Source organism: Caballeronia ptereochthonis (assembly GCF_001545075.1).
GTDB lineage: Bacteria > Pseudomonadota > Gammaproteobacteria > Burkholderiales > Burkholderiaceae > Caballeronia > Caballeronia ptereochthonis.
Genome location: NZ_FCOB02000005.1, coordinates 59987 through 78140 on the forward strand (window position 1 = coordinate 59987; position 18154 = coordinate 78140).

Annotated in this window: 20 protein-coding genes; 7 read left to right on the forward strand and 13 right to left on the reverse strand. The window is 63.8% G+C overall.

From position 1 onward, the window contains the following. Nucleotides 1–224: 224 nt before the first annotated feature. The 6 genes from uvrB to AWB83_RS06590 all read left to right on the forward strand — a co-directional run bounded on the left by uvrB (nt 225) and on the right by AWB83_RS06590 (nt 6412). Complete coding sequence (gene uvrB, locus AWB83_RS06565) at nt 225–2321, forward strand: excinuclease ABC subunit UvrB (RefSeq protein WP_087043498.1); 2097 nt, start codon at nt 225–227, stop codon at nt 2319–2321. 373 nt (nt 2322–2694) lie between these two features. Continuing rightward, nucleotides 2695–3240, forward strand: coding sequence for an iron transporter (locus AWB83_RS06570; RefSeq protein ID WP_087043500.1), 546 nt, complete (start codon nt 2695–2697; stop codon nt 3238–3240). Between the two features lie 55 nt (nt 3241–3295). Further along, entirely contained in the window at nt 3296–3640 is a 345-nt protein-coding gene (locus tag AWB83_RS06575; RefSeq protein ID WP_087043502.1) for a cupredoxin domain-containing protein, read from the forward strand. A 68-nt stretch (nt 3641–3708) separates the two neighbouring features. After that, the gene (locus AWB83_RS06580; RefSeq protein WP_087043504.1) at nt 3709–4560 is read left to right on the forward strand and encodes an FTR1 family iron permease; all 852 of its coding nucleotides are present in this window, start codon (nt 3709–3711) and stop codon (nt 4558–4560) included. After that, the gene (locus AWB83_RS06585; RefSeq protein ID WP_208636718.1) at nt 4557–5960 is read left to right on the forward strand and encodes a 4Fe-4S binding protein; all 1404 of its coding nucleotides are present in this window, start codon (nt 4557–4559) and stop codon (nt 5958–5960) included. The genes AWB83_RS06580 and AWB83_RS06585 overlap by 4 nt, the downstream gene beginning before the upstream one ends. A gap of 38 nt (nt 5961–5998) precedes the next feature. After that, on the forward strand, nt 5999–6412 hold the full coding sequence (locus AWB83_RS06590; protein ID WP_087043509.1) for a GlcG/HbpS family heme-binding protein: 414 nt from the start codon (nt 5999–6001) through the stop codon (nt 6410–6412). A gap of 289 nt (nt 6413–6701) precedes the next feature. Here the strand turns inward: AWB83_RS06590 and hemP are convergent, their stop codons facing one another. The 4 genes from hemP to AWB83_RS06610 form a co-directional block, all read right to left on the reverse strand. Then, nucleotides 6702–6950 (reverse strand): hemin uptake protein HemP, encoded by a 249-nt coding sequence (gene hemP, locus AWB83_RS06595; protein WP_087043511.1) that lies wholly within the window; start codon nt 6948–6950, stop codon nt 6702–6704. Nucleotides 6951–7098: 148 nt separating this feature from the next. After that, on the reverse strand, nt 7099–7587 hold the full coding sequence (locus AWB83_RS06600) for an SRPBCC family protein (RefSeq protein WP_087043513.1): 489 nt from the start codon (nt 7585–7587) through the stop codon (nt 7099–7101). A 40-nt stretch (nt 7588–7627) separates the two neighbouring features. Beyond that, complete coding sequence (locus tag AWB83_RS06605; RefSeq protein ID WP_087043515.1) at nt 7628–8026, reverse strand: OsmC family protein; 399 nt, start codon at nt 8024–8026, stop codon at nt 7628–7630. Nucleotides 8027–8158: 132 nt separating this feature from the next. Next, nucleotides 8159–9031, reverse strand: a complete 873-nt coding sequence (locus AWB83_RS06610; protein WP_087043517.1) for a pirin family protein — start codon at nt 9029–9031, stop codon at nt 8159–8161. A gap of 159 nt (nt 9032–9190) precedes the next feature. Here AWB83_RS06610 and AWB83_RS06615 point away from each other — a divergent pair, with 159 nt between their 5' ends. Continuing rightward, the gene (locus AWB83_RS06615; RefSeq protein WP_087043519.1) at nt 9191–10153 is read left to right on the forward strand and encodes a LysR family transcriptional regulator; all 963 of its coding nucleotides are present in this window, start codon (nt 9191–9193) and stop codon (nt 10151–10153) included. A gap of 347 nt (nt 10154–10500) precedes the next feature. Here AWB83_RS06615 and AWB83_RS06620 read toward each other — a convergent pair whose 3' ends face one another. From AWB83_RS06620 to AWB83_RS06660, 9 genes are all read right to left on the reverse strand, one after another. Next, the gene (locus AWB83_RS06620; RefSeq protein WP_087043520.1) at nt 10501–10923 is read right to left on the reverse strand and encodes an ExbD/TolR family protein; all 423 of its coding nucleotides are present in this window, start codon (nt 10921–10923) and stop codon (nt 10501–10503) included. Nucleotides 10924–10941: 18 nt separating this feature from the next. Continuing rightward, nucleotides 10942–11688, reverse strand: a complete 747-nt coding sequence (locus AWB83_RS06625) for a MotA/TolQ/ExbB proton channel family protein (RefSeq protein WP_087043522.1) — start codon at nt 11686–11688, stop codon at nt 10942–10944. 29 nt (nt 11689–11717) lie between these two features. Further along, nucleotides 11718–12452 (reverse strand): energy transducer TonB, encoded by a 735-nt coding sequence (locus tag AWB83_RS06630; RefSeq protein ID WP_087043524.1) that lies wholly within the window; start codon nt 12450–12452, stop codon nt 11718–11720. 309 nt (nt 12453–12761) lie between these two features. Beyond that, the gene (locus tag AWB83_RS06635) at nt 12762–12998 is read right to left on the reverse strand and encodes a (2Fe-2S)-binding protein (RefSeq protein ID WP_087043526.1); all 237 of its coding nucleotides are present in this window, start codon (nt 12996–12998) and stop codon (nt 12762–12764) included. Between the two features lie 175 nt (nt 12999–13173). Beyond that, nucleotides 13174–14067, reverse strand: a complete 894-nt coding sequence (gene murI / locus AWB83_RS06640) for a glutamate racemase (protein WP_244197606.1) — start codon at nt 14065–14067, stop codon at nt 13174–13176. Between the two features lie 13 nt (nt 14068–14080). Next, the gene (gene bfr / locus AWB83_RS06645) at nt 14081–14557 is read right to left on the reverse strand and encodes a bacterioferritin (RefSeq protein WP_087043528.1); all 477 of its coding nucleotides are present in this window, start codon (nt 14555–14557) and stop codon (nt 14081–14083) included. A gap of 202 nt (nt 14558–14759) precedes the next feature. After that, on the reverse strand, nt 14760–16283 hold the full coding sequence (locus AWB83_RS06650) for a fumarate hydratase (RefSeq protein WP_087043530.1): 1524 nt from the start codon (nt 16281–16283) through the stop codon (nt 14760–14762). 51 nt (nt 16284–16334) lie between these two features. After that, entirely contained in the window at nt 16335–16919 is a 585-nt protein-coding gene (locus AWB83_RS06655) for a TIGR00645 family protein (RefSeq protein WP_087043532.1), read from the reverse strand. Nucleotides 16920–17083: 164 nt separating this feature from the next. Further along, nucleotides 17084–17983, reverse strand: a complete 900-nt coding sequence (locus AWB83_RS06660; protein ID WP_087043534.1) for a DMT family transporter — start codon at nt 17981–17983, stop codon at nt 17084–17086. Nucleotides 17984–18154: the final 171 nt, after the last annotated feature.

Sequence of the window (18154 nt, forward strand, 5' to 3'; positions counted from 1 at the left end):
CGCGTGTTTTTCGCGCACGCGTCGTTTTGACCGGCGCGGCGCGAATATGCAAAAAGGGCCGCAAGACGCGCGCTTGAGATCGGCCTCGCGGTCCCAATCTGCATTCGACGAAGCTCGCGAGCGGCGCGCCTCGCGCCGCTCGCTCTCCATCCGCCGGCGCCGCGCGAGTTTTCCGGCAGCCGCTAGAATAGGTGTTTGCTCAGGCGCTGCCGCATCGAATCTCCATGTCCGAAACTCTCATCGAATCCCCCGAAGAACTGGACGAGTCGAAATTCGTCACGTTCGAAGGCTCGCCGTTTCAGCTCTATCAGCCGTATCTGCCCGCGGGCGATCAGCCCGAAGCCATTTCCACGCTCGTCGAGGGTATCGAGGACGGCCTTTCGTTCCAGACGCTGCTCGGCGTGACCGGCTCCGGCAAGACCTTCACGATGGCCAACGTGATCGCGCGCCTCGGCCGCCCGGCCATCGTGTTTGCGCCGAACAAGACGCTCGCCGCGCAGCTCTACGCCGAGTTCCGCGAGTTCTTTCCGCGCAATGCCGTCGAGTACTTCGTCTCGTACTACGACTACTATCAGCCGGAAGCCTACGTGCCGCAGCGCGATCTCTTCATCGAGAAGGATTCGTCGATCAACGATCACATCGAGCAGATGCGGCTTTCGGCGACCAAGAGCCTGCTCGAGCGGCGCGACGTGGTGATCGTCGCGACCGTGTCGGCGATCTACGGCATCGGCAATCCGTCCGAATATCACAAGATGATTCTTACGCTGCGCACGGGCGACAAGCTCGGCCAGCGCGACATCATCGCGCGGCTGATCGCGATGCAGTACACCCGCAACGAAGCCGATTTCTCGCGCGGCACCTTCCGCGTGCGCGGCGACACCATCGACATCTTTCCGGCGGAGCACGCGGAAATGGCGGTGCGCGTCGAACTGTTCGACGATGAAGTCGAGGCGATGCACCTGTTCGATCCGCTCACCGGCCGCGTGCGCAACAAGATTCCGCGTTTCACGGTGTATCCGTCGTCGCACTACGTGACGCCGCGCGACACCGTGATGCGCGCGGTCGAGGCGATCAAGCTGGAACTGCGCGAACGCCTCGAATTCTTCCACGAGCAAGGCAAGCTCGTCGAAGCGCAGCGTCTCGAACAGCGCACGCGTTTCGATCTGGAAATGCTTCAGGAGCTCGGTTTCTGCAAGGGCATCGAGAACTACTCGCGTCACTTCTCGGGCGCGATGCCCGGCGAGCCGCCGCCGACGCTCGTCGACTATCTGCCGCCCGACGCCCTGATGCTGCTCGACGAATCGCATGTGCTGATCGGCCAGTTGAACGGCATGTACAACGGCGACCGCGCGCGCAAGGAAAATCTCGTCGATTACGGCTTCCGCCTGCCGTGCGCGCTCGACAACCGGCCGCTCAAGTTCAACGAATTCGAGCGCAAGATGCGCCAGGCGGTGTTCGTCTCCGCAACGCCCGCCGACTACGAGAAGAGCAAGGCGGGGCAGGTGGCCGAGCAGCTCGTGCGTCCGACCGGACTCGTCGATCCGGAGATCGAAGTGCGGCCCGCGCGCTCGCAGGTGGACGACGTGCTCTCCGAGATCAACGCGCGCGTCTCGGTCCACGAGCGTGTGCTCGTCACCACGCTCACCAAGCGCATGGCCGAGCAGCTGACCGAGTTTCTCGCCGATCACGGCGTGAAGGTGCGCTATCTGCACAGCGACATCGACACCGTCGAGCGCGTCGAAATCATCCGCGACCTGCGGCTCGGCACGTTCGACGTGCTCGTCGGCATCAATCTGCTGCGGGAGGGCCTGGATATTCCGGAAGTGTCGCTCGTCGCGATTCTCGACGCCGACAAGGAAGGCTTCCTGCGCGCCGAGCGCTCGCTCATCCAGACCATCGGCCGCGCGGCGCGCAACGTGAACGGCAAGGCGATTCTCTACGCCGACAACATGACCGACTCGATGAAGCGCGCCATCGACGAAACCGAGCGGCGCCGCGCCAAGCAGATCGCGCACAACGAGAAAATGGGCATCACGCCGCGCGGGGTGGAGAAGCGCATCAAGGACATCATCGACGGCGTCTACAACGCCGACGAAGCCCGCGCGGAACTGAAGGAAGCGCAGGCTCGCGCGAAGTTCGAGGACATGTCCGAGAAGCAGATCGCGAAGGAAATCAAGCGGCTCGAGAAGCAGATGATGGATCACGCCAAGAATCTCGAATTCGAAAAGGCGGCCCAGACCCGCGACCAATTGGCGCTCCTGAGACAGCGCGTGTTCGGCGCCAATGTCGGCGATCACGTGAGCGGCATCGGCGGGAAGTAATGGATATGTAAGTGATTTTCAAGGTGTAATTTCAGAGGCGCGGCGAGCCGAACGGTTCGCCGCGCTTTTTTTTGTCGCCTCTCGAATCCCGCCGATTCCGCGAAAAGCCTTACTGCGCCTAGGTCTGTAAGCTCGCTCAAATTGTTCCGGGTGTCGAACGATGCTAAACTGATGAACATTGAGAATGGTTCGTATTAACGTTCACGGTGTTGTGCTGGCGACGCTCGGGCTGGACGTCGATCCGTTCATTTCGACGCGAGGCATTGCTCCCGGCCGGTGCTTTCGTTTCCGGGAGCCTGGCGCACGGGCCGGCATCGCAGTGGCAGGGGCTCGCGTGACACGCGCGCCAATCGATAACAACAAGGAGTTTCTGATGGGTTCAACGTTGATGCGCGGCCTCGTCGCCGCCGCAGGCCTGACGGCGATGATGGCGGCCTCCGCCGCCGAATATCCGATCGGCAAGCAGCATATCGAGGGCGGCATGGAAACCGGTGCCGTGTACCTCCAGCCGATCACGATGTCGCCGGAAGGCATGATGCGCAAGGCGTCGGATTCGGATATCCACCTCGAGGCGGACATCCACGCGGTCAAGAACAACCCGACCGGTTTCGCCGAGGGCGACTGGATGCCGTACCTGAACGTGACGTATGAGCTCACGAAAGCCGGCACGACGCAGACCATCAAGGGCGACCTGATGCCGATGGTCGCGAGCGACGGCCCGCACTACGGCGACAACGTGAAGCTCTTCGGCCCGGGCAAGTATCACCTGAAGCTGCACATCGCGCCGCCGTCGGAGACGGGCCACATGGCGTTCGGCCGTCACACCGACAAGGAAACGGGCGTGGGTCCGTGGTTCAAGCCGTTCACGATCGAATACGACTTCCCGTTCGCGGGCATCGGCAAGAAGGGCGGTTACTGATCGTCCGTGACGCCCGGCCGAGCCGGCCGGGCGCGTTCATTCTCAGGAAGTCCGCATGAAATTGACAAGCCAGGTGGCCGCGCTCGCGATCACGCTGCTCGCTGCCGCAGCAGGCGCCAACGTCGCGCACGCCGCCGATCTGCCCACGTTCAAGCTCGAAATGAACGACGGCAAGCTCAACCCGGCGCGTATCGAAGTGCCGGCCGGGCAGCGCATCAAGATCGAAGTGCACAACGTCGGCAAGGGCGCGGCCGAGTTCGAAAGCGTGCAGTTGCGCAAGGAGAAGGTGCTCGCGCCGGGCGCCGATTCGTTCGTCGTGATCGCGCCGCTGGATCCGGGCGAATACAAGTTCTTCGACGACTTTCATCAGACCGCGCAGGGCGTGATCGTCGCGAAGTAACGGGCGCGCCGCGCGACGGGTTGGCGCCGCGCGCGGCCGGTTGAAGTGGAATTGCTGGAGGTTCTGGTATGGGGCAGGTACTTTTCATCGTGTGGCGGGAGAGCGTCGAGGCGTTGCTCGTCGTCGGCATTCTCTACGCGTGGCTGAAGAACGGCGATCATCAGGCGCGCCGCGGCCTGCCTTATCTGTGGTTCGGCGTCGCGGCGGGCCTGCTCGCGGCGGTCGCGCTGGGCGCGGCGCTCATCGGGTTCACCGAAGTGCTCTCGGGCAACGCGCAGGATTACTTTCAGACCGCGATGGTGCTGGTCGCGTGCGTGCTGATCGTGCAGATGGTCCTGTGGATGAAGCGCCACGGCCGCACGTTGAAGCGCGACATGGAGACGTCGCTGCAGAAGAGCACGCAGGACGGGCACTGGTGGGGCATCGCGCTGCTCGTGGCGCTGGCGATCGCGCGCGAAGGCAGCGAAACCGCCGTGTTCCTCTATGGCGTCGGCTTCGGGCAATCGGGGCACGTCGACGTGTCGCAGTACGTGGCGATCATCCTTGGATTCGGTCTCGCGCTGCTGACCTTCTATGTGCTGCAGCTCGGCGGCAAGATTTTCTCCTGGCGCTCGTTCTTCCGCGTCACCGAGATCATGCTGTTGTTCCTCGCGGCCGGTCTTTTCGAGACGGGCGTCGACAAGCTGATCGACATGGAAGTGCTGCCGGTCATCGTCAACCAGGTATGGAACACGTCCGCGATCCTCGATGATTCGAGCACCTTCGGCTCGCTCGTCGCCACGCTCACCGGCTATCGCGCGCATCCGGCGGGCATGAACCTCGTGGCGTACGCGGTGTACTGGATCGTCATCTATCTCCTGCTGCGCCGTTCGAACAACCAGATGGCGCAAAAACAAAAGGCGGCGAGCCGTCCAGCATGAGCTCCGTATTGCCTCGACCCGGCCGGCTCCAGCAAGCCGGCCAATGGATGCAGCGTCACGGCAGCACGATCCGCGCGATTCAGTGGGTCGTCGTTGCCGTGTACGCGTTGCTGATCATCGTTCCCGCCGTAATGCCGCTGCCCGATGGCTCGGCGCATTTGTGGAGCAACCTGACGCTCGCCGCGCAGTTCGTGTTCTGGGGCATCTGGTGGCCGTTCGTGCTGCTCTCGATGGTGATGCTCGGCCGCGTCTGGTGCGGCGTGCTGTGTCCCGAAGGCGCGCTGTCGGAGTTCGCGAGCAAGTTCGGCCGCGGCTGGGCGATTCCGCGCTGGATGCGCTGGGGCGGCTGGCCTTTCGTCGCGTTCGGCCTCACGACGATCTACGGCCAGATGGTCAGCGTGTATCAATATCCGAAAGCCGTGCTGCTGGTGCTCGGCGGCTCGACCGTGGGCGCGATGATCATCGGCGTGCTGTACGGCCGCGAGAAGCGCGTGTGGTGCAAGTATCTGTGCCCGGTGAACGGCGTATTCTCGCTGCTCGCGCGTCTCGCGCCGTTCCACTACAAGGTCAGCGAAGACGCGTGGCGCCGCTCGTACAAGCAGGGCGAGCATGGCCATCGCGTGATTCCGATCAACTGCGCGCCGCTCGTGCCCCTGCGCAACATGAAGGGCGCCGCCGACTGCCACATGTGCGGCCGATGCAGCGGCCATCGCGACGCGATCGCGCTCACCTGGCGCTCGCCGTCGGAAGAAGTCGTGAAGCTCGGCGACGAGGCCGCGAATCCGTGGGACACGACCCTCATTCTGTACGGCCTGCTCGGCATCGCGATCGGCGCGTTCCACTGGACGGTGAGCACGTGGTTCGTCGATCTGAAGCAATATCTCGCGGCCTGGCTGATCGATCACAACATTCTCTGGCCGCTCGACACGACCGCGCCGTGGTTCCTGTTCACGCACTATCCGGAGCAGAACGATGTCTTCTCGTGGCTCGACGGGACGATGGTGATCGGCTATATCCTCGCGACGGGGCTCGTGTACGGCACGGCGCTGCTCGCGCTCCTCGCGATGGGCGCGCGCATGCTCGGCAAGCTGAACGCGACGCGCCTGCATCACCTGACGCTCGCGCTGATTCCGCTCGCCGGCTGCGGGGTGTTCCTGGGCCTGTCCGCGACCACCGTGTCGCTGCTGCGCGCCGAGCACGTGCCGCTCTGGTGGGTGACGGACCTGCGCCTCGGCTTGCTCTTCGTCGCCAATGCATGGAGCGCGTGGCTCGCCTGGCGCGTGACGAGCCGCTATGCGTCGACGCTTGTTCCGCGCCTGCTCACGATGGTATGGTTTGTCGCTGCGCTGGCCGTTGCGGACAGCGCGTGGTACCTGATGTTCTGGGGCTTCACCCGATAAACCGTCCACGCCGTCACGCACGGCAACGAGAGCCTGACGTGAGAACCAAACCCGTACTGACCGACGACGACGTCAAGGCCATGGCCGCCGCGGCCGAGGCGCATGCAAGGGAGCACAACTGGAACGTGACGATTGCGATCGTCGACGATGGCGGGCATCTGCTGCATCTGCATCGCCTGGAAGGGGCGGGCGCGAGCACCGTCGAAATGGCGACGGGCAAGGCGCGCACCGCCGTGCTCGGGCGCCGCGAGACCAAGGTCTACGAGGACACGATCAAGCAGGGCCGCACGGCGTTCCTCTCCGCGCCGATGACCGCGATGCTCGAAGGCGGCGTGCCGATCTTCGTGGGCGCGGATATCGTCGGGGCGGTGGGGGTGTCGGGCGTGAAGTCGGATCAGGATGCGCAGATCGCGCGCGCAGGCATCGCGGCGCTCGGGATCGAGAACGTCTGATTCCTTGCGGCTTTTTTTGTGCCGCAAACGAAAACGGCACGCGCTTCTTCATGAGGGCGTGCCGTTCATTCGATCATCATTGCGCTGCCGCTTTCGAGCCGGCGGATCGCATTGGCGCAGGAACCAAAAAAAAAGCGGCTTCGCTTGCTATCGACGACTGGCTGGTGTTTGCACGAAGGGGTCTAAATTCTCGCGTGCAAGTCGTCCTCGCTGGCTAAGGCCAAACACCTCTTGGCGAGGTGGTCCCCACAATACCCGGTACGTACTGCTGTTCTTGCCGCTCTTTCCGCTACTTCGTCAGGATCAGCTTGCCCAGACGAGTCGCGCGCAACTGGTAGGTCTCCCCGTTATGCACGATGCTCACGTGGCTGCGCCCCTGCAGCAGCGCGTCGCTCTTCAGCGACCGTTCGCCGCTGCTTTCCGCCGCGTGTGCGACATGAACCGTCGTGACGGTGGCCGCCTTCGGCCGGGTAATCGCGGCGTCGCGGACAGCCGGGCGGCGCAGCCTGAGCGTGGAGGATCGCAGCGTGTCGGTCATGTCAGGAAATGTGCGTTCGTTGAATCGATGGGCCTATAGTAAATGATAACTATTCCTATTTGCAACCAGACTTTCCGATTGAAGCACAACTTTTGATAGCCAGGCTCGATGCGGTGGCGAAGCATTCACTACCGCATCCTCCAGACGCTCAATGCAGCGGGTTTCCGTCGTTGCGGCCGTGTGCGAATTGCCGGATCAGACGCACCGTATCGATATCGGACTCGCGATAGGCCGACTTCACGATCTCCTGCGTCTGAAGCTCATCCTGACTCGGATTCTCCTTCTCCGGCAGCGTTGTGCTGTAGGTAAAGCGCAGGAAGAGCTGAAGCTCGTCGGGCTGCTCGATCTCCATCGTCAGCGAGCCGCCGACGTATTCGGCGGTCGGCAGGATGTCGTAGCGCACGCTCGAGCCGGGCGTGAGCGTCACGCGATCGCGCACAACGGCCTGGCCATAGTGCAGCTCGCGCTCCATCACGTCGCCGTCGCGCGAGAGGATGTCGCAGCTGTCCAGGCCCAGCACGAACAACTGCGGCTGCTCGGCGCGCAGGACCAGGCCTTCCCAAAGCTGCTCGCGCGTGAGCGCCTCGACGAGCGGATTGAGCGGATCGTTGATCTGGATCAGGTGTTCGAAATTCAAGACGACGGTTTCCTTGGACGTTCGTGGTGCGTGCGACGCTTCACTGCGGCGTGAGCCTGGACGCGATGTGAATCGCACCGGACAGCACCTTGTGCATCGGGCACGCGTTGGCGATTTGCAAGAGCCGTTCCCGCTGTTCGTCGCTGAGGGCGCCTTTGAGCGCGATGCGGCGATCGATGTTCGTGCCTTCGGCGGTGCTCTTCATCGACAGCTCGACGTGCACCGATTCCAGCGGCCATTCCTTGCGCTTCGCGTACATCTTCAGCGTGATGGACGTGCAGGCGCCGAGGCTCGCAAGCAGGAGCGAGGCGGGTTCCGGTCCCGTGTTGCCACCGCCGAGACTGGCGGGTTCGTCGGCGATCCACGAATGCGTGCCGTCTTCGAGACGGACTTGAAAATCGGTGTTGCCGATGCTGGCGGTCACGGTAGGCCCGGCCATGCGCTGCTCCTCTATTGGTTTGAATACAAGAATGACGAAAACGGCGCGGTCAGAACGGTCATTGTGACGCAATGTGACCGTTCATGCCGCGCCGTTACGCTTATTTCGACCGCGCCGCGTGGGCGATGCCGCTCAGTGCGTGATCGCGCCCATGCGGCCCGCCTGATAGTCGATCACCGCCTGACGGATCTCGTCCTCGGTGTTCATCACGAACGGGCCGTAACGCACGACCGGCTCCTTCAGCGGCACGCCGCCGATCAGCAGCAACTCGACGGGCTCGTCGCCGGCGGCGAGCGAGATCGTATCGCTGTCGTCGCGGAAGATTACCATCTGCTGGGCGCGCACCGGCTGGCCTTGCGGACCATAGAGGGCCGTTCCGGAAAGCGGATACGCGAACACGCGGAAATCGCGCGGCACGGCGAGATCGATCTTCGCGCCCGGCTTGAGCGAGAAGTGCTGATAGAGGATCGGCGTGCGCGTCTCGATCGCGGCCTTCACGCCGAGCGCCTCGCCCGCGATGACCTTCACGCTGACCTTGCCGTCCTCGCTCGTCGCAACCGGAATCTGCGCCGACGGAATCTCCTGATAGTGCGGCGCGATCATCTTGTCGCGCTGCGGCAGGTTCACCCACAACTGCAGGCCGTGCACGCGGCCGCCGTGGCGCGTGAATTCCTCGGCGGGCATCTCGCTATGCACGACGCCCGCGCCGGCCGTCATCCATTGCACGTCGCCGGGGCGCAGCGTGCCGGAGTGGCCCGCCGAATCCTTGTGGCCGAATTCGCCTTCGAGCATGTACGTGACCGTCTCGAAGCCGCGATGCGGATGATCCGGCGCGCCTTTCGCCTCGCCGGGCGCGTAGTCGGCGGGACCCATCTCGTCGAGCAGGAGGAACGGGTCGAAATCCATCAGAAGACGGGTCGGAAACGGGCGATGCACGACGAAGCCGCCGCCTTCCACGGTGCGGGTCGCCGGAATGATGCGTTCGATGCTGCGGCTGGTGGACATGTTGCCTCGCGTCGGAAATAGGGGAATAGCGATAAATTTGAAACACAGAGCTATTATATGGGCCGCATTTGGCCGTAAAAGACGCCGCGGCGCAATGGATTGTCCCGCCGGCGATAACGAACCGCGTCAACACGCACTTTCAAGTCTCACCGGGCGACCATGAAAGCCGACTCGCATGACCTGAACGATCTGATGTATTTCTCGCACGTCGTCGAGCACGGCGGGTTCTCGGCCGCCGAGCGCGTGCTCGGCATCTCGAAGTCGCGGCTGTCGCGACGGGTGTCGGAGCTCGAAGCATCGCTCGGCGTGCGTCTGTTGCAGCGTTCCACGCGCAAGCTCGCGCTGACCGAGGCCGGGCAGCTTTTCTACCAGCATTGCCAGGCGATGCTCGCCGAAGCCCAGGCGGCGGTCAACGTCGTGCAGAGCCTGCGCGATTCGCCGCGCGGCACCGTGCGCGTGAGCGTGCCGGTCACGGTCGCGCAGACATTTCTGTCCGCCGTGATGCCGGATTTCATGCATCGCTACCCGGAAGTGCGCATCGTGCTGCGCGTGACGAACCGGGTCGTCGACCTGTTCGAGGATGCAATCGACGTCGCATTGCGCGTGCGCTCGGAGCCGCCCGCGAGCTCGAACGTCGTGGCGAGGCCGCTCTGGCGCACGGAGCAGATGCTCGTCGCGGCGCCGTCGCTGCTCAAGTCGAACGCGCCGCCGATGACGCCCGCCGATCTCGCCCAGTACGACACCATCGACATGCCTTCGGCCGACGGCCGCCACGTCTATCGTCTGATCGCGCCGGACGGCACCCGCCACGAGTTCGAGCACGAGCCGCGGCTCGTTACCGCGGACCTGTCGATGATCCGCGAGGCCGTGATGCGCGGCGTCGGCATCGCGGCGCTGCCCGAGATGATGTACGGCGCGCCCCTGCGCACCGGCCAGCTTTCGCCCGTCATGCCGGGCTGGACGTTTCCGTCGCCGCAGCTCTATGCCGTGTTCCTGTCGCGTCAGGGCATGGTTCCTGCGGTGCGGGCATTCGTGGATTTCCTCGTCGAGTCGATCGGCGGGGGGCAGCGCTTCCCCGGAGAATGTCCTGTTCACGAAAATCCCGAACGCGAAACGGTTTGAACGCACCGGCGGCGCTCATTGGGTTATCGCATTGAAGCGCCCGCTTGCGATGGTCAGATTCAATCGGGCGAGCCTTGTACCTCAAAAATCGCGGCGGTATATTGAAGTCTCTTTCGCTAAGGAGCTCCTATGCGAAAACTGACGGCTGCTCTGATAGTTAGCCTGATAGGGTTGATTGCACTGTCCGTGTCGACCACGGCTGCTGCATGTGACGGGACTTCTGGTTCTGGCTATACGAACCCAAAGTAACCGCCTCGCCCGAATGCGCCGAGTGCGCACGAAAAAAGGCCTTCATCTGACGATGAAGGCCTTTTACTTTGGTGCGCCCGATCAGGCGCGGCGATGCGCTACTTGCCGTTCTTCGGCTCGGTGACGAAACCGATCTTCGTCAATCCGCCCGACTGCGCCGCCGACATCAGATCGGCGACTTTCTCGTACGCCACCTTGCGGTCCGCGCGCAGCTGAATCTCCGGCTGCGGATTCTGCTGCGCGGCCTGCGCGATACGCGCGGCGAGCGTCGCGGCGTCGACCGGCTGGTCGTCCCAGAGCGTTGTGCCGTCGGCCTGAATCGCGATGTTCACGTGCGCCGGCTTTTCGTCCTGCGGCTGACTGCTCGCGTGCGGCAGATCGATCTTGACCGCGTGATGCATCGCGGGAATCGTGACGAGGAAAATGATCAGCAGAACGAGCATGACGTCGACGAGCGGCGTCATGTTGATCTCGCTCATCATGCCGTCGTCTTCATCGCCTGCGAAAGGGCTCATGGCCATGATGCGAGCCTCCTTCGCTTAGCTGGCGCGCGTCGCGAGACGCAGGCTGTCGGACGAAGCGTTCGTCGCGCGCTTGGTCGACGAGAGCTTCGTGCCAGTGACGAAGAACGCGTGCAGGCCGTGCGCGAAGCGGTTGAGCTTTGTGACGATGCCCTTGTTCGCGCGGGTGAGGGCGTTGTAGCCGAGCACCGCCGGAATCGCGACGAACAGGCCGAACGCCGTCATGATGAGCGATTCGCCGACCGGGCCCGCGACTTGGTCGATGGACGTCTGGCCCGTCGCGCCGATGGTCAGCAGCGCGTGGTAGATCCCCCACACCGTGCCGAACAGGCCGACGAACGGCGACGTGCTGCCGATCGACGCGAGGATCGCGAGGCCCGACTGCATGCGGCCGACGCCTTCGTCCATCACGTCCTTGAGGCAGCGCGTGATCCAGTCCGATACGTCCATGCGGTCGTGCAGATGCGGCTGCGTCTGATGATGATGGTCCGCGGCTTCCTGGCCCGCGAGCGCCAGCGCGAGGAACGGGTTGTCAGCCGGGCTCGACGACTGGCTGCCGAGCTTCTTGATGCCGTCGCTGAAATCGTCGGAGTGCCAAAAAGCCTGCTCGGCGTTCTTGGTGAGCCGCTTGAGGCGCACGACGTTCCACGCCTTGACGACGATCACCGTCCACGAAAGCACCGACATGATGACGAGCGCGAGCGCAATACCCCGCGTCACGAAGTCGCCTTGCGCCCAGACGTGCGCAATCCCGTAGTTTTGCATTTCTCTTTCCTTGTATCTGAATGAACCGGTCAGTCGTTGAGACTGAAAACAAATGGCACCGTGGCGGTTGCGCGAATCGCTTCGCCATTTTCCTTGTACGGGCTGCACGCGCTGCCGCGCACCGCATCGAGCGCGGCATCATCGAGTCGCGACGAGCCGCTGCTCTTCTGCAGCGTGACGTTTTCGATCTTGCCGGACAGGCCGACCGTCAGCCGCACGACGGCCGTGCCCGTTTCGCCGCGACGTTTTGCCATCGCCGGATAGTCTGGCTGCGCGATGTTACAGCCGAGATGGGCGACGTTCTTCGGCGCGGCGAGATCCATGCTCGGCTTGCCGATCGCCGGCGCGGCCGGCGGCGGGGCGGGTTGAGGCGGAGCGGGCGGCGTGGGTTCGGGGGCGGGCGCGGCGATTTGCGAGGGCGCCTCGGTCACCGGCATCGGCGTGGGCTTGGGCTTGGGCTCGACCTTGGGTTTGACCTTCGGTTTGGGCAGCGGCTTCGGCACCGGTTTCGGGATCGGTTTAGGCGGCGGCGTTTCCACCGCGACGGATCGCGGCGCGGGCTGCGGCGTCTCGCTGATCAGTTGCGCCGTAATCGACTTGGCTTCGATCGGACGCGGCAGCGGCTCGTTGCGCATCGTCATCGCGACGCCGAGAAGCACGGCGTGAATCACGACGACAGCCGCGCAAGCCGCGATCACGCGCGGACTGGTATTCGACGCCGGCGCCGTCCGGACAACGGCGGGAGAGGTGGGCGCGGACTGCATTGTTATTGGCTGCTTGCGGTACTGCGCGTGTTTTTGCTGATAACGCTGCGTTCCAGCTCGAATTCCAACGAACGCACAAGCTCGGCGCGGAAGAAACCAGACGTCATTTTCGGAAAATAAGCAGGGAGATAAACAGGGTGGCCACGAAACCGATCAGCAATTCCATCTTTCCCTCCGGGGATCAAGGGTTGCGCGGCTGGCTAAAGTGACCGGGTATTCGAAGGCGACCTGGCTTGCGGGAGGCGATCAAAAGACCGACGGCGCCGGTGGCGCCGTCGACCGGGCGCGCCATGGGCCGCGCGAGATGCTTCAGGCAGCCTGGCGCTCGTAGAACGTGAGCGGCGCAACGTGCTCGCGCTGCTCGACTCCGCAGCGCGACGCGCAGACGCCGCTTTGTGCCATCACGTCGCGAACGGTTGCTTCACACTTGCCGCAGCACAGCGCCACGCCAAGCTCGAATTGCAGTTCCTCGAAGGAATCCATTCCCTCGGCGATGGAGGCTCGGATCTTACGGTCGGACACTGATTTGCAGACACAGACAATCATGGTCGTTCGCGATAGCTAGCGTTAATGCGAATTATTATCATTCAGTATGGGCGCCTTTGCAAGCGCGGCTCCGTGTTTTTTGTAACAGAGCGGGCAAGTTAGCGAGTTTATTGCTAGGCGCCTTGTCTGGCGGGGGAAAGCGCGCGGCGCCCAAGGCTTGCGCGCGAGAAAACCCTCAGACGATGTCGGGTTCGGCGAGGCGCGTGCGGCGCGAAGGAATGCACACGTGCTCGACTCGGGCGTCGAGCTGAAGGAGGGAGGCTGCGAGTTGGCGCTGCGATTCGCCGTCGGCGGTGGAGCAGAAGCGCGGCAATGCGTCCGGCGGCGCGGTGCCGCTTCGGAGCGCGTGAACGTCGAGCAGACGTTCGAGCTGCCGCGCGATGGCGACGCTGGTATCGACGATCTGCAAGCGCTCGCCGGCGATGTCGCGGATCGCGCGATCGAGGAAAGGGTAATGCGTGCAGCCGAGCACGAGCGTGTCGGCGCCGGCGTCGAGCATCGGCGCGAGATAGCTTTCCAGCAGCGCCATCAGCGCCGGCGATGACGTATCGCAGCGTTCGACCGCCTGGACCAGGCCGTGCCCCGCCTGGCAAATGAAGCGGCAGTCGCCCGCGTAGCGGTCGAGCAGCGCCTGGAAACGAGCGCTGCGCAGCGTGACCGCGGTGGCCAGCACGCCCACGACGCGCGTTCTGGAGAGGGCCGCGGCCGGCTTCACGCCCGGCTCGACGCCGACCAGAGGGATCGGCAGGCGCTCGCGCACGAGCGCGATCGACTGCGCGGTAGCCGTGTTGCACGCGACGACCAGGGCCTTCGCGCCCTGAGCAACGAGCCACTCGCCGATCGCCATCGTGCGGTCGACGATGAAATCGTCGTCGCGCTCGCCGTAGGGCGCGTGGAGCGAATCGGCGACATAGATCAGGCGCTCGTGCGGCAGCGTCGCGCGCACGGCGCGCAGGACGGACAGACCGCCCAGACCGGAATCGAAAATGCCGACCGGCGCGCGCGCGTCGTGGATGACGAGCGGGGCGCGCAGGGTCGGATTCGTCGGAGGAACGGCGCCGGCGGACATTGATGCGCGAGGCTTATTCGTGATCGCCCATCATGGACTGCTGGTAGTTCTGGATGCCGACCTTGTCGATCAGATCCAGTTGCGTCTCCAGCCAGTCGATGTGCTCTTCGGTGTCGTGCAGGATCTTTTCGAAGATCTCGCGCGAGACGAAATCGCGCACGGACTCGCAATAGGCAATGGCTTCCTTGCAGGTCGACTGGGAAATCTGCTCGAGCTTCAGGTCGCACTCGAGGATCTCCTTGGTTTCCTCGCCGATCAGAAGCTTGTGCAGGTCCTGCAGGTTCGGCAGGCCGTCGAGCATGAACACGCGTTGGATGAGCCAGTCGGCGTGCTTCATCTCGCCGATCGATTCGTCGTACTCGTGCTTGTTGAGCTTTTCCAGGCCCCAGTGCTGATACATCCGGGCGTGCAGGAAGTATTGATTGATCGCCGTCAGCTCGTTTTTCAGCTGCGCGTTCAGATATTCGATGACTTTCGCGTCGCCTTGCATGGTTGTTCCTTTTTTGTGACGTGGGGCACTAAGCAACGATAAACCTTGAGCGGGACAATGCCAAGGTTGAGTAGAAATTTTTTGTTTCAGACAAAACTGAGAATGAAAATCCTTATCGGGGCAGTCTGTCCAAAGAAAAGAGCCGGGCGCTGTTGCCCGGCTCTGTCGGTCACGGGCGGCATGAACCGCCATTAAACCGGGCTCAGGCCGTCGCGACCGGAATCTTCCCGATCTTCGCCTGCCATTCGGCGGGACCGGTCTTGTGCACCGACGTGCCATTCGAATCGACAGCGACGGTCACCGGCATGTCCTGCACGTCGAACTCGTAGATGGCTTCCATGCCGAGGTCTTCGAACGCGAGCACCCTGGCTTCGCGGATCGCCTTCGACACGAGATATGCCGCGCCGCCGACCGCCATCAGATACGCGGCGTTGTGCTTCTTGATCGCCTCGATCGCGACCGGGCCGCGCTCCGCCTTGCCGATCATCGAGATCAGGCCGGTCTGCGCGAGCATCATCTCGGTGAACTTGTCCATGCGCGTGGCCGTGGTCGGGCCCGCCGGGCCGACGGCTTCGTTGCGCACCGGATCGACCGGGCCGACGTAGTAGATCACGCGGTTCGTGAAATCGACCGGCAGCTTCTCGCCCTTGGCGAGCATGTCGGCGATGCGCTTGTGCGCGGCGTCGCGGCCCGTGAGCATCTTGCCCGACAGCAGCAGCGTCTGGCCCGGCTTCCACGATGCGACTTCTTCCGGCGTCAGCGTGTTCAGGTCGACGCGCTTGCTGGTTTCCGTGTTCGGCGCCCACGTGACCTTCGGCCAGGCGTCGAGCGGCGGGGCGTCGAGCTTCGCGGCGCCCGAGCCGTCGAGTGTGAAGTGCGCGTGGCGTGTCGCCGCGCAGTTCGGGATGATCGCGATCGGCTTCGATGCCGCGTGTGTGGGAGCGGCCATGATCTTCACGTCGAGCACGGTGGCGAGGCCGCCGAGGCCCTGCGCGCCGATGCCGAGCGCGTTCACCTTCTCGTGCAGCTCGACGCGCAGCTCCTCGATCCAGTCCTGCGGGCCGCGCGCGATGATGTCCTGAATGTCGATCGGGTCCATCAGCGATTCCTTCGCCATGACCATCGCCTTTTCGGCCGTGCCGCCGATGCCAATGCCGAGCATGCCGGGCGGGCACCAGCCCGCGCCCATCGTCGGGACGGTCTTGAGCACCCAGTCGACGATCGAATCCGACGGGTTCAGCATCGCGAACTTCGACTTGTTCTCCGAGCCGCCGCCCTTGGCCGCGACTTGAACATCGACCTTGTCGCCCGGCACGATCTCGTAGTGGATCACGGCCGGCGTGTTGTCCTTCGTGTTCTTGCGGCCGCCTTCGGGCGGGCTCACGATCGATGCGCGCAGCACGTTGTCCGGGTTCAGGTAACCGCGGCGCACGCCTTCGTTGATCATGTCGGTGACGCTCATCGTCGCACCGTCCCAGCGCACATCCATGCCGACCTTCACGAACACCGTCACGATGCCGGTGTCCTGGCAGATCGGGCGCTTGCCTTCGGCGCACATGCGGCTGTTGGTCAGGATCTGGGCGATCGCATCCTTCGCTGCCGGGCTCTCCTCGAGCTCGTAGGCGCGGCCGAGCGCCTGAATGTAGTCGAGCGGATGGTAGTAGCTGATGTACTGCAGGGAATCCGCGATGCTCTGGATCAGGTCTTCCTGTTTGATGACGGTCATGGCTTGGGCTCTGCTGGGGGACGGAATTCTTTGCGTGCGTTCTGAGACGCTTCAGTCGAGCGCGCTTCGAGGCGCGATGGTTTCGCTGTGGAAGTGCTTCGGATGCGTGTGCGTGGTCAGCCGGTCGACGTACGCCATGATGAGCGCCGACACGAGGAACGCGATGTGGATGATCACTTGCCACATCACGGTATGGAACGTGTGCTGATCCGGGCTGATGAAGGTTTTCAGCAGATGGATCGACGAGATGCTGATGAGCGCCATCGAAAGCTTCACCTTCAGCACGCCCGCGTTGACGTGATCGAGCCATTCCGGCTCGTCGGGGTGGCCTTCCACGCCCAGACGCGACACGAAGGTCTCGTATCCGCCGACGATCACCATGATGAGCAGGTTCGAGATCATCACCACGTCGATGAGGCCGAGCACGACGAGCATGATGTTGGTTTCGTCGAGCGTCATCGCGTGCGTGACGAGGTGCCACACTTCCTTCAGGAACAGCACGACGTAGACTGCCTGGGCGATGATCAGGCCAAGATAGAGCGGCACCTGCAGCCAGCGGCTCATGAAGATGATCTTCGGCAGCGCCTTCATCGTGCCGGGTTGAACGGACGCGGGGGTGTGCTTGGGAGCGGACATGGGCGGCTTGTCAGTCGATGCGAAGTCGGACCGGTCGGAGGTTTGGACGGGATCGAACGTGTGAGGCGCGGAATTACGGGCTTGGCGCGCGCAGGAAGCCCGCTATTGTAACGCGTCGGTGCTGGTTGCTGCCCGAAGCAACTGAAATCCGGCGACGGGACGCCTCAAGCCTCCCTTTCTTGCGACAGCGATGCGCCCGGCCGCGCCTTGAGACTCGCGAGCGCGATGCCCGTCACCACGCACGCGAGCGCGACGCCGTGCGCGGGCGTCGGCCGCTCGCCGAGGAACGCGATGCCGTAGAGCGCCGCCGCGACCGGCAGCACGGCGCAGAACACGCCGGCGAGACTGCCGTCGACGTGGCGAATGCCTTTCATCCACAGCCAGAAGGAGAAGATGCTGGCGGAGAGTCCGTACCATGCGACGAGCGCCCAGATCCCGGTATCGACGCTGCTCCAGTCGAAGCCGGCGAGCGAGCTCACGCCGAGCGGGAGCATCAGCAGCAGTCCGATGCCGTGCGTGTACGCGCAGATCTCGATGGCGGGCAGCGTCTGCGTGAGCCGCCGCGACAGGATCACATAGAGCGACTCGCAGCACACCGCGCCGAGCACCATCAGATTGCCGGTGAGCGAGCCCGGGGCGCCGCTGCCGCCTTGCGCGACGTTGATGACGAGCATGCCCGCGATCGCGAGCCCGATCGAAGCGAACGCGCGTCCGCTCGGCTTCTCCTTCAGGAAGAGCCACGCGAAGAGGGCGACCACGGCCGGAATCGTGCTCGTGATGACGCCCGCCGCGACCGCGCTCGTGCGTGCGACGCCGTTCAGCATCAGCAGGGTGAAGCCGAAGGTGCCGAAGAACGCCTGGAGGAAGAGATTGACCCATTCGCCGCGCGCGACGCGCTTCATCTTCGCCGGCCTGAAAAGAGGCCAGAGCACCGCGAGCGCGATGACGAAGCGCAGGAGCGCGAAGAGCGGAACGGGAACGGAGGCGACGATCGACTTGCCGATGCCGACGTTGCTCCCGACGAGCAGCATGGCCGCGATCAAAAGAAAGGCGTAGCGATTCAAGCTGGATACCGCACGAAGAGTTCAGTTACGATTGTGGGGACGCATTGTAGAAGCCGCGCGGACTCCGTGTATACCCCGTGCTGATCGGCCGGTTCACGTAAGAAGCGGGTAAGTTGGGCGGCTTATCTTGAAGTCATTGCGGGATGTCATGGCAGACGAATGTGCTGTGAC

Bases quoted from the DNA above. Each gene is read 5' to 3' on its own strand.
- uvrB (WP_087043498.1), top strand. From the start codon at position 225: ATGTCCGAAACTCTCATCGAATCCCCCGAAGAACTGGACGAGTCGAAA.
- AWB83_RS06570 (WP_087043500.1), top strand. From the start codon at position 2,695: ATGGGTTCAACGTTGATGCGCGGCCTCGTCGCCGCCGCAGGCCTGACG.
- AWB83_RS06575 (WP_087043502.1), top strand. From the start codon at position 3,296: ATGAAATTGACAAGCCAGGTGGCCGCGCTCGCGATCACGCTGCTCGCT.
- AWB83_RS06580 (WP_087043504.1), top strand. From the start codon at position 3,709: ATGGGGCAGGTACTTTTCATCGTGTGGCGGGAGAGCGTCGAGGCGTTG.
- AWB83_RS06585 (WP_208636718.1), top strand. From the start codon at position 4,557: ATGAGCTCCGTATTGCCTCGACCCGGCCGGCTCCAGCAAGCCGGCCAA.
- hemP (WP_087043511.1), bottom strand. From the start codon at position 6,950: ATGACCGACACGCTGCGATCCTCCACGCTCAGGCTGCGCCGCCCGGCT.
- AWB83_RS06605 (WP_087043515.1), bottom strand. From the start codon at position 8,026: ATGGCCGGGCCTACCGTGACCGCCAGCATCGGCAACACCGATTTTCAA.
- AWB83_RS06610 (WP_087043517.1), bottom strand. From the start codon at position 9,031: ATGTCCACCAGCCGCAGCATCGAACGCATCATTCCGGCGACCCGCACC.
- AWB83_RS06615 (WP_087043519.1), top strand. From the start codon at position 9,191: ATGAAAGCCGACTCGCATGACCTGAACGATCTGATGTATTTCTCGCAC.
- AWB83_RS06620 (WP_087043520.1), bottom strand. From the start codon at position 10,923: ATGGCCATGAGCCCTTTCGCAGGCGATGAAGACGACGGCATGATGAGC.
- AWB83_RS06625 (WP_087043522.1), bottom strand. From the start codon at position 11,688: ATGCAAAACTACGGGATTGCGCACGTCTGGGCGCAAGGCGACTTCGTG.
- AWB83_RS06630 (WP_087043524.1), bottom strand. From the start codon at position 12,452: ATGCAGTCCGCGCCCACCTCTCCCGCCGTTGTCCGGACGGCGCCGGCG.
- AWB83_RS06635 (WP_087043526.1), bottom strand. From the start codon at position 12,998: ATGATTGTCTGTGTCTGCAAATCAGTGTCCGACCGTAAGATCCGAGCC.
- murI (WP_244197606.1), bottom strand. From the start codon at position 14,067: ATGTCCGCCGGCGCCGTTCCTCCGACGAATCCGACCCTGCGCGCCCCG.
- bfr (WP_087043528.1), bottom strand. From the start codon at position 14,557: ATGCAAGGCGACGCGAAAGTCATCGAATATCTGAACGCGCAGCTGAAA.
- AWB83_RS06650 (WP_087043530.1), bottom strand. From the start codon at position 16,283: ATGACCGTCATCAAACAGGAAGACCTGATCCAGAGCATCGCGGATTCC.
- AWB83_RS06655 (WP_087043532.1), bottom strand. From the start codon at position 16,919: ATGTCCGCTCCCAAGCACACCCCCGCGTCCGTTCAACCCGGCACGATG.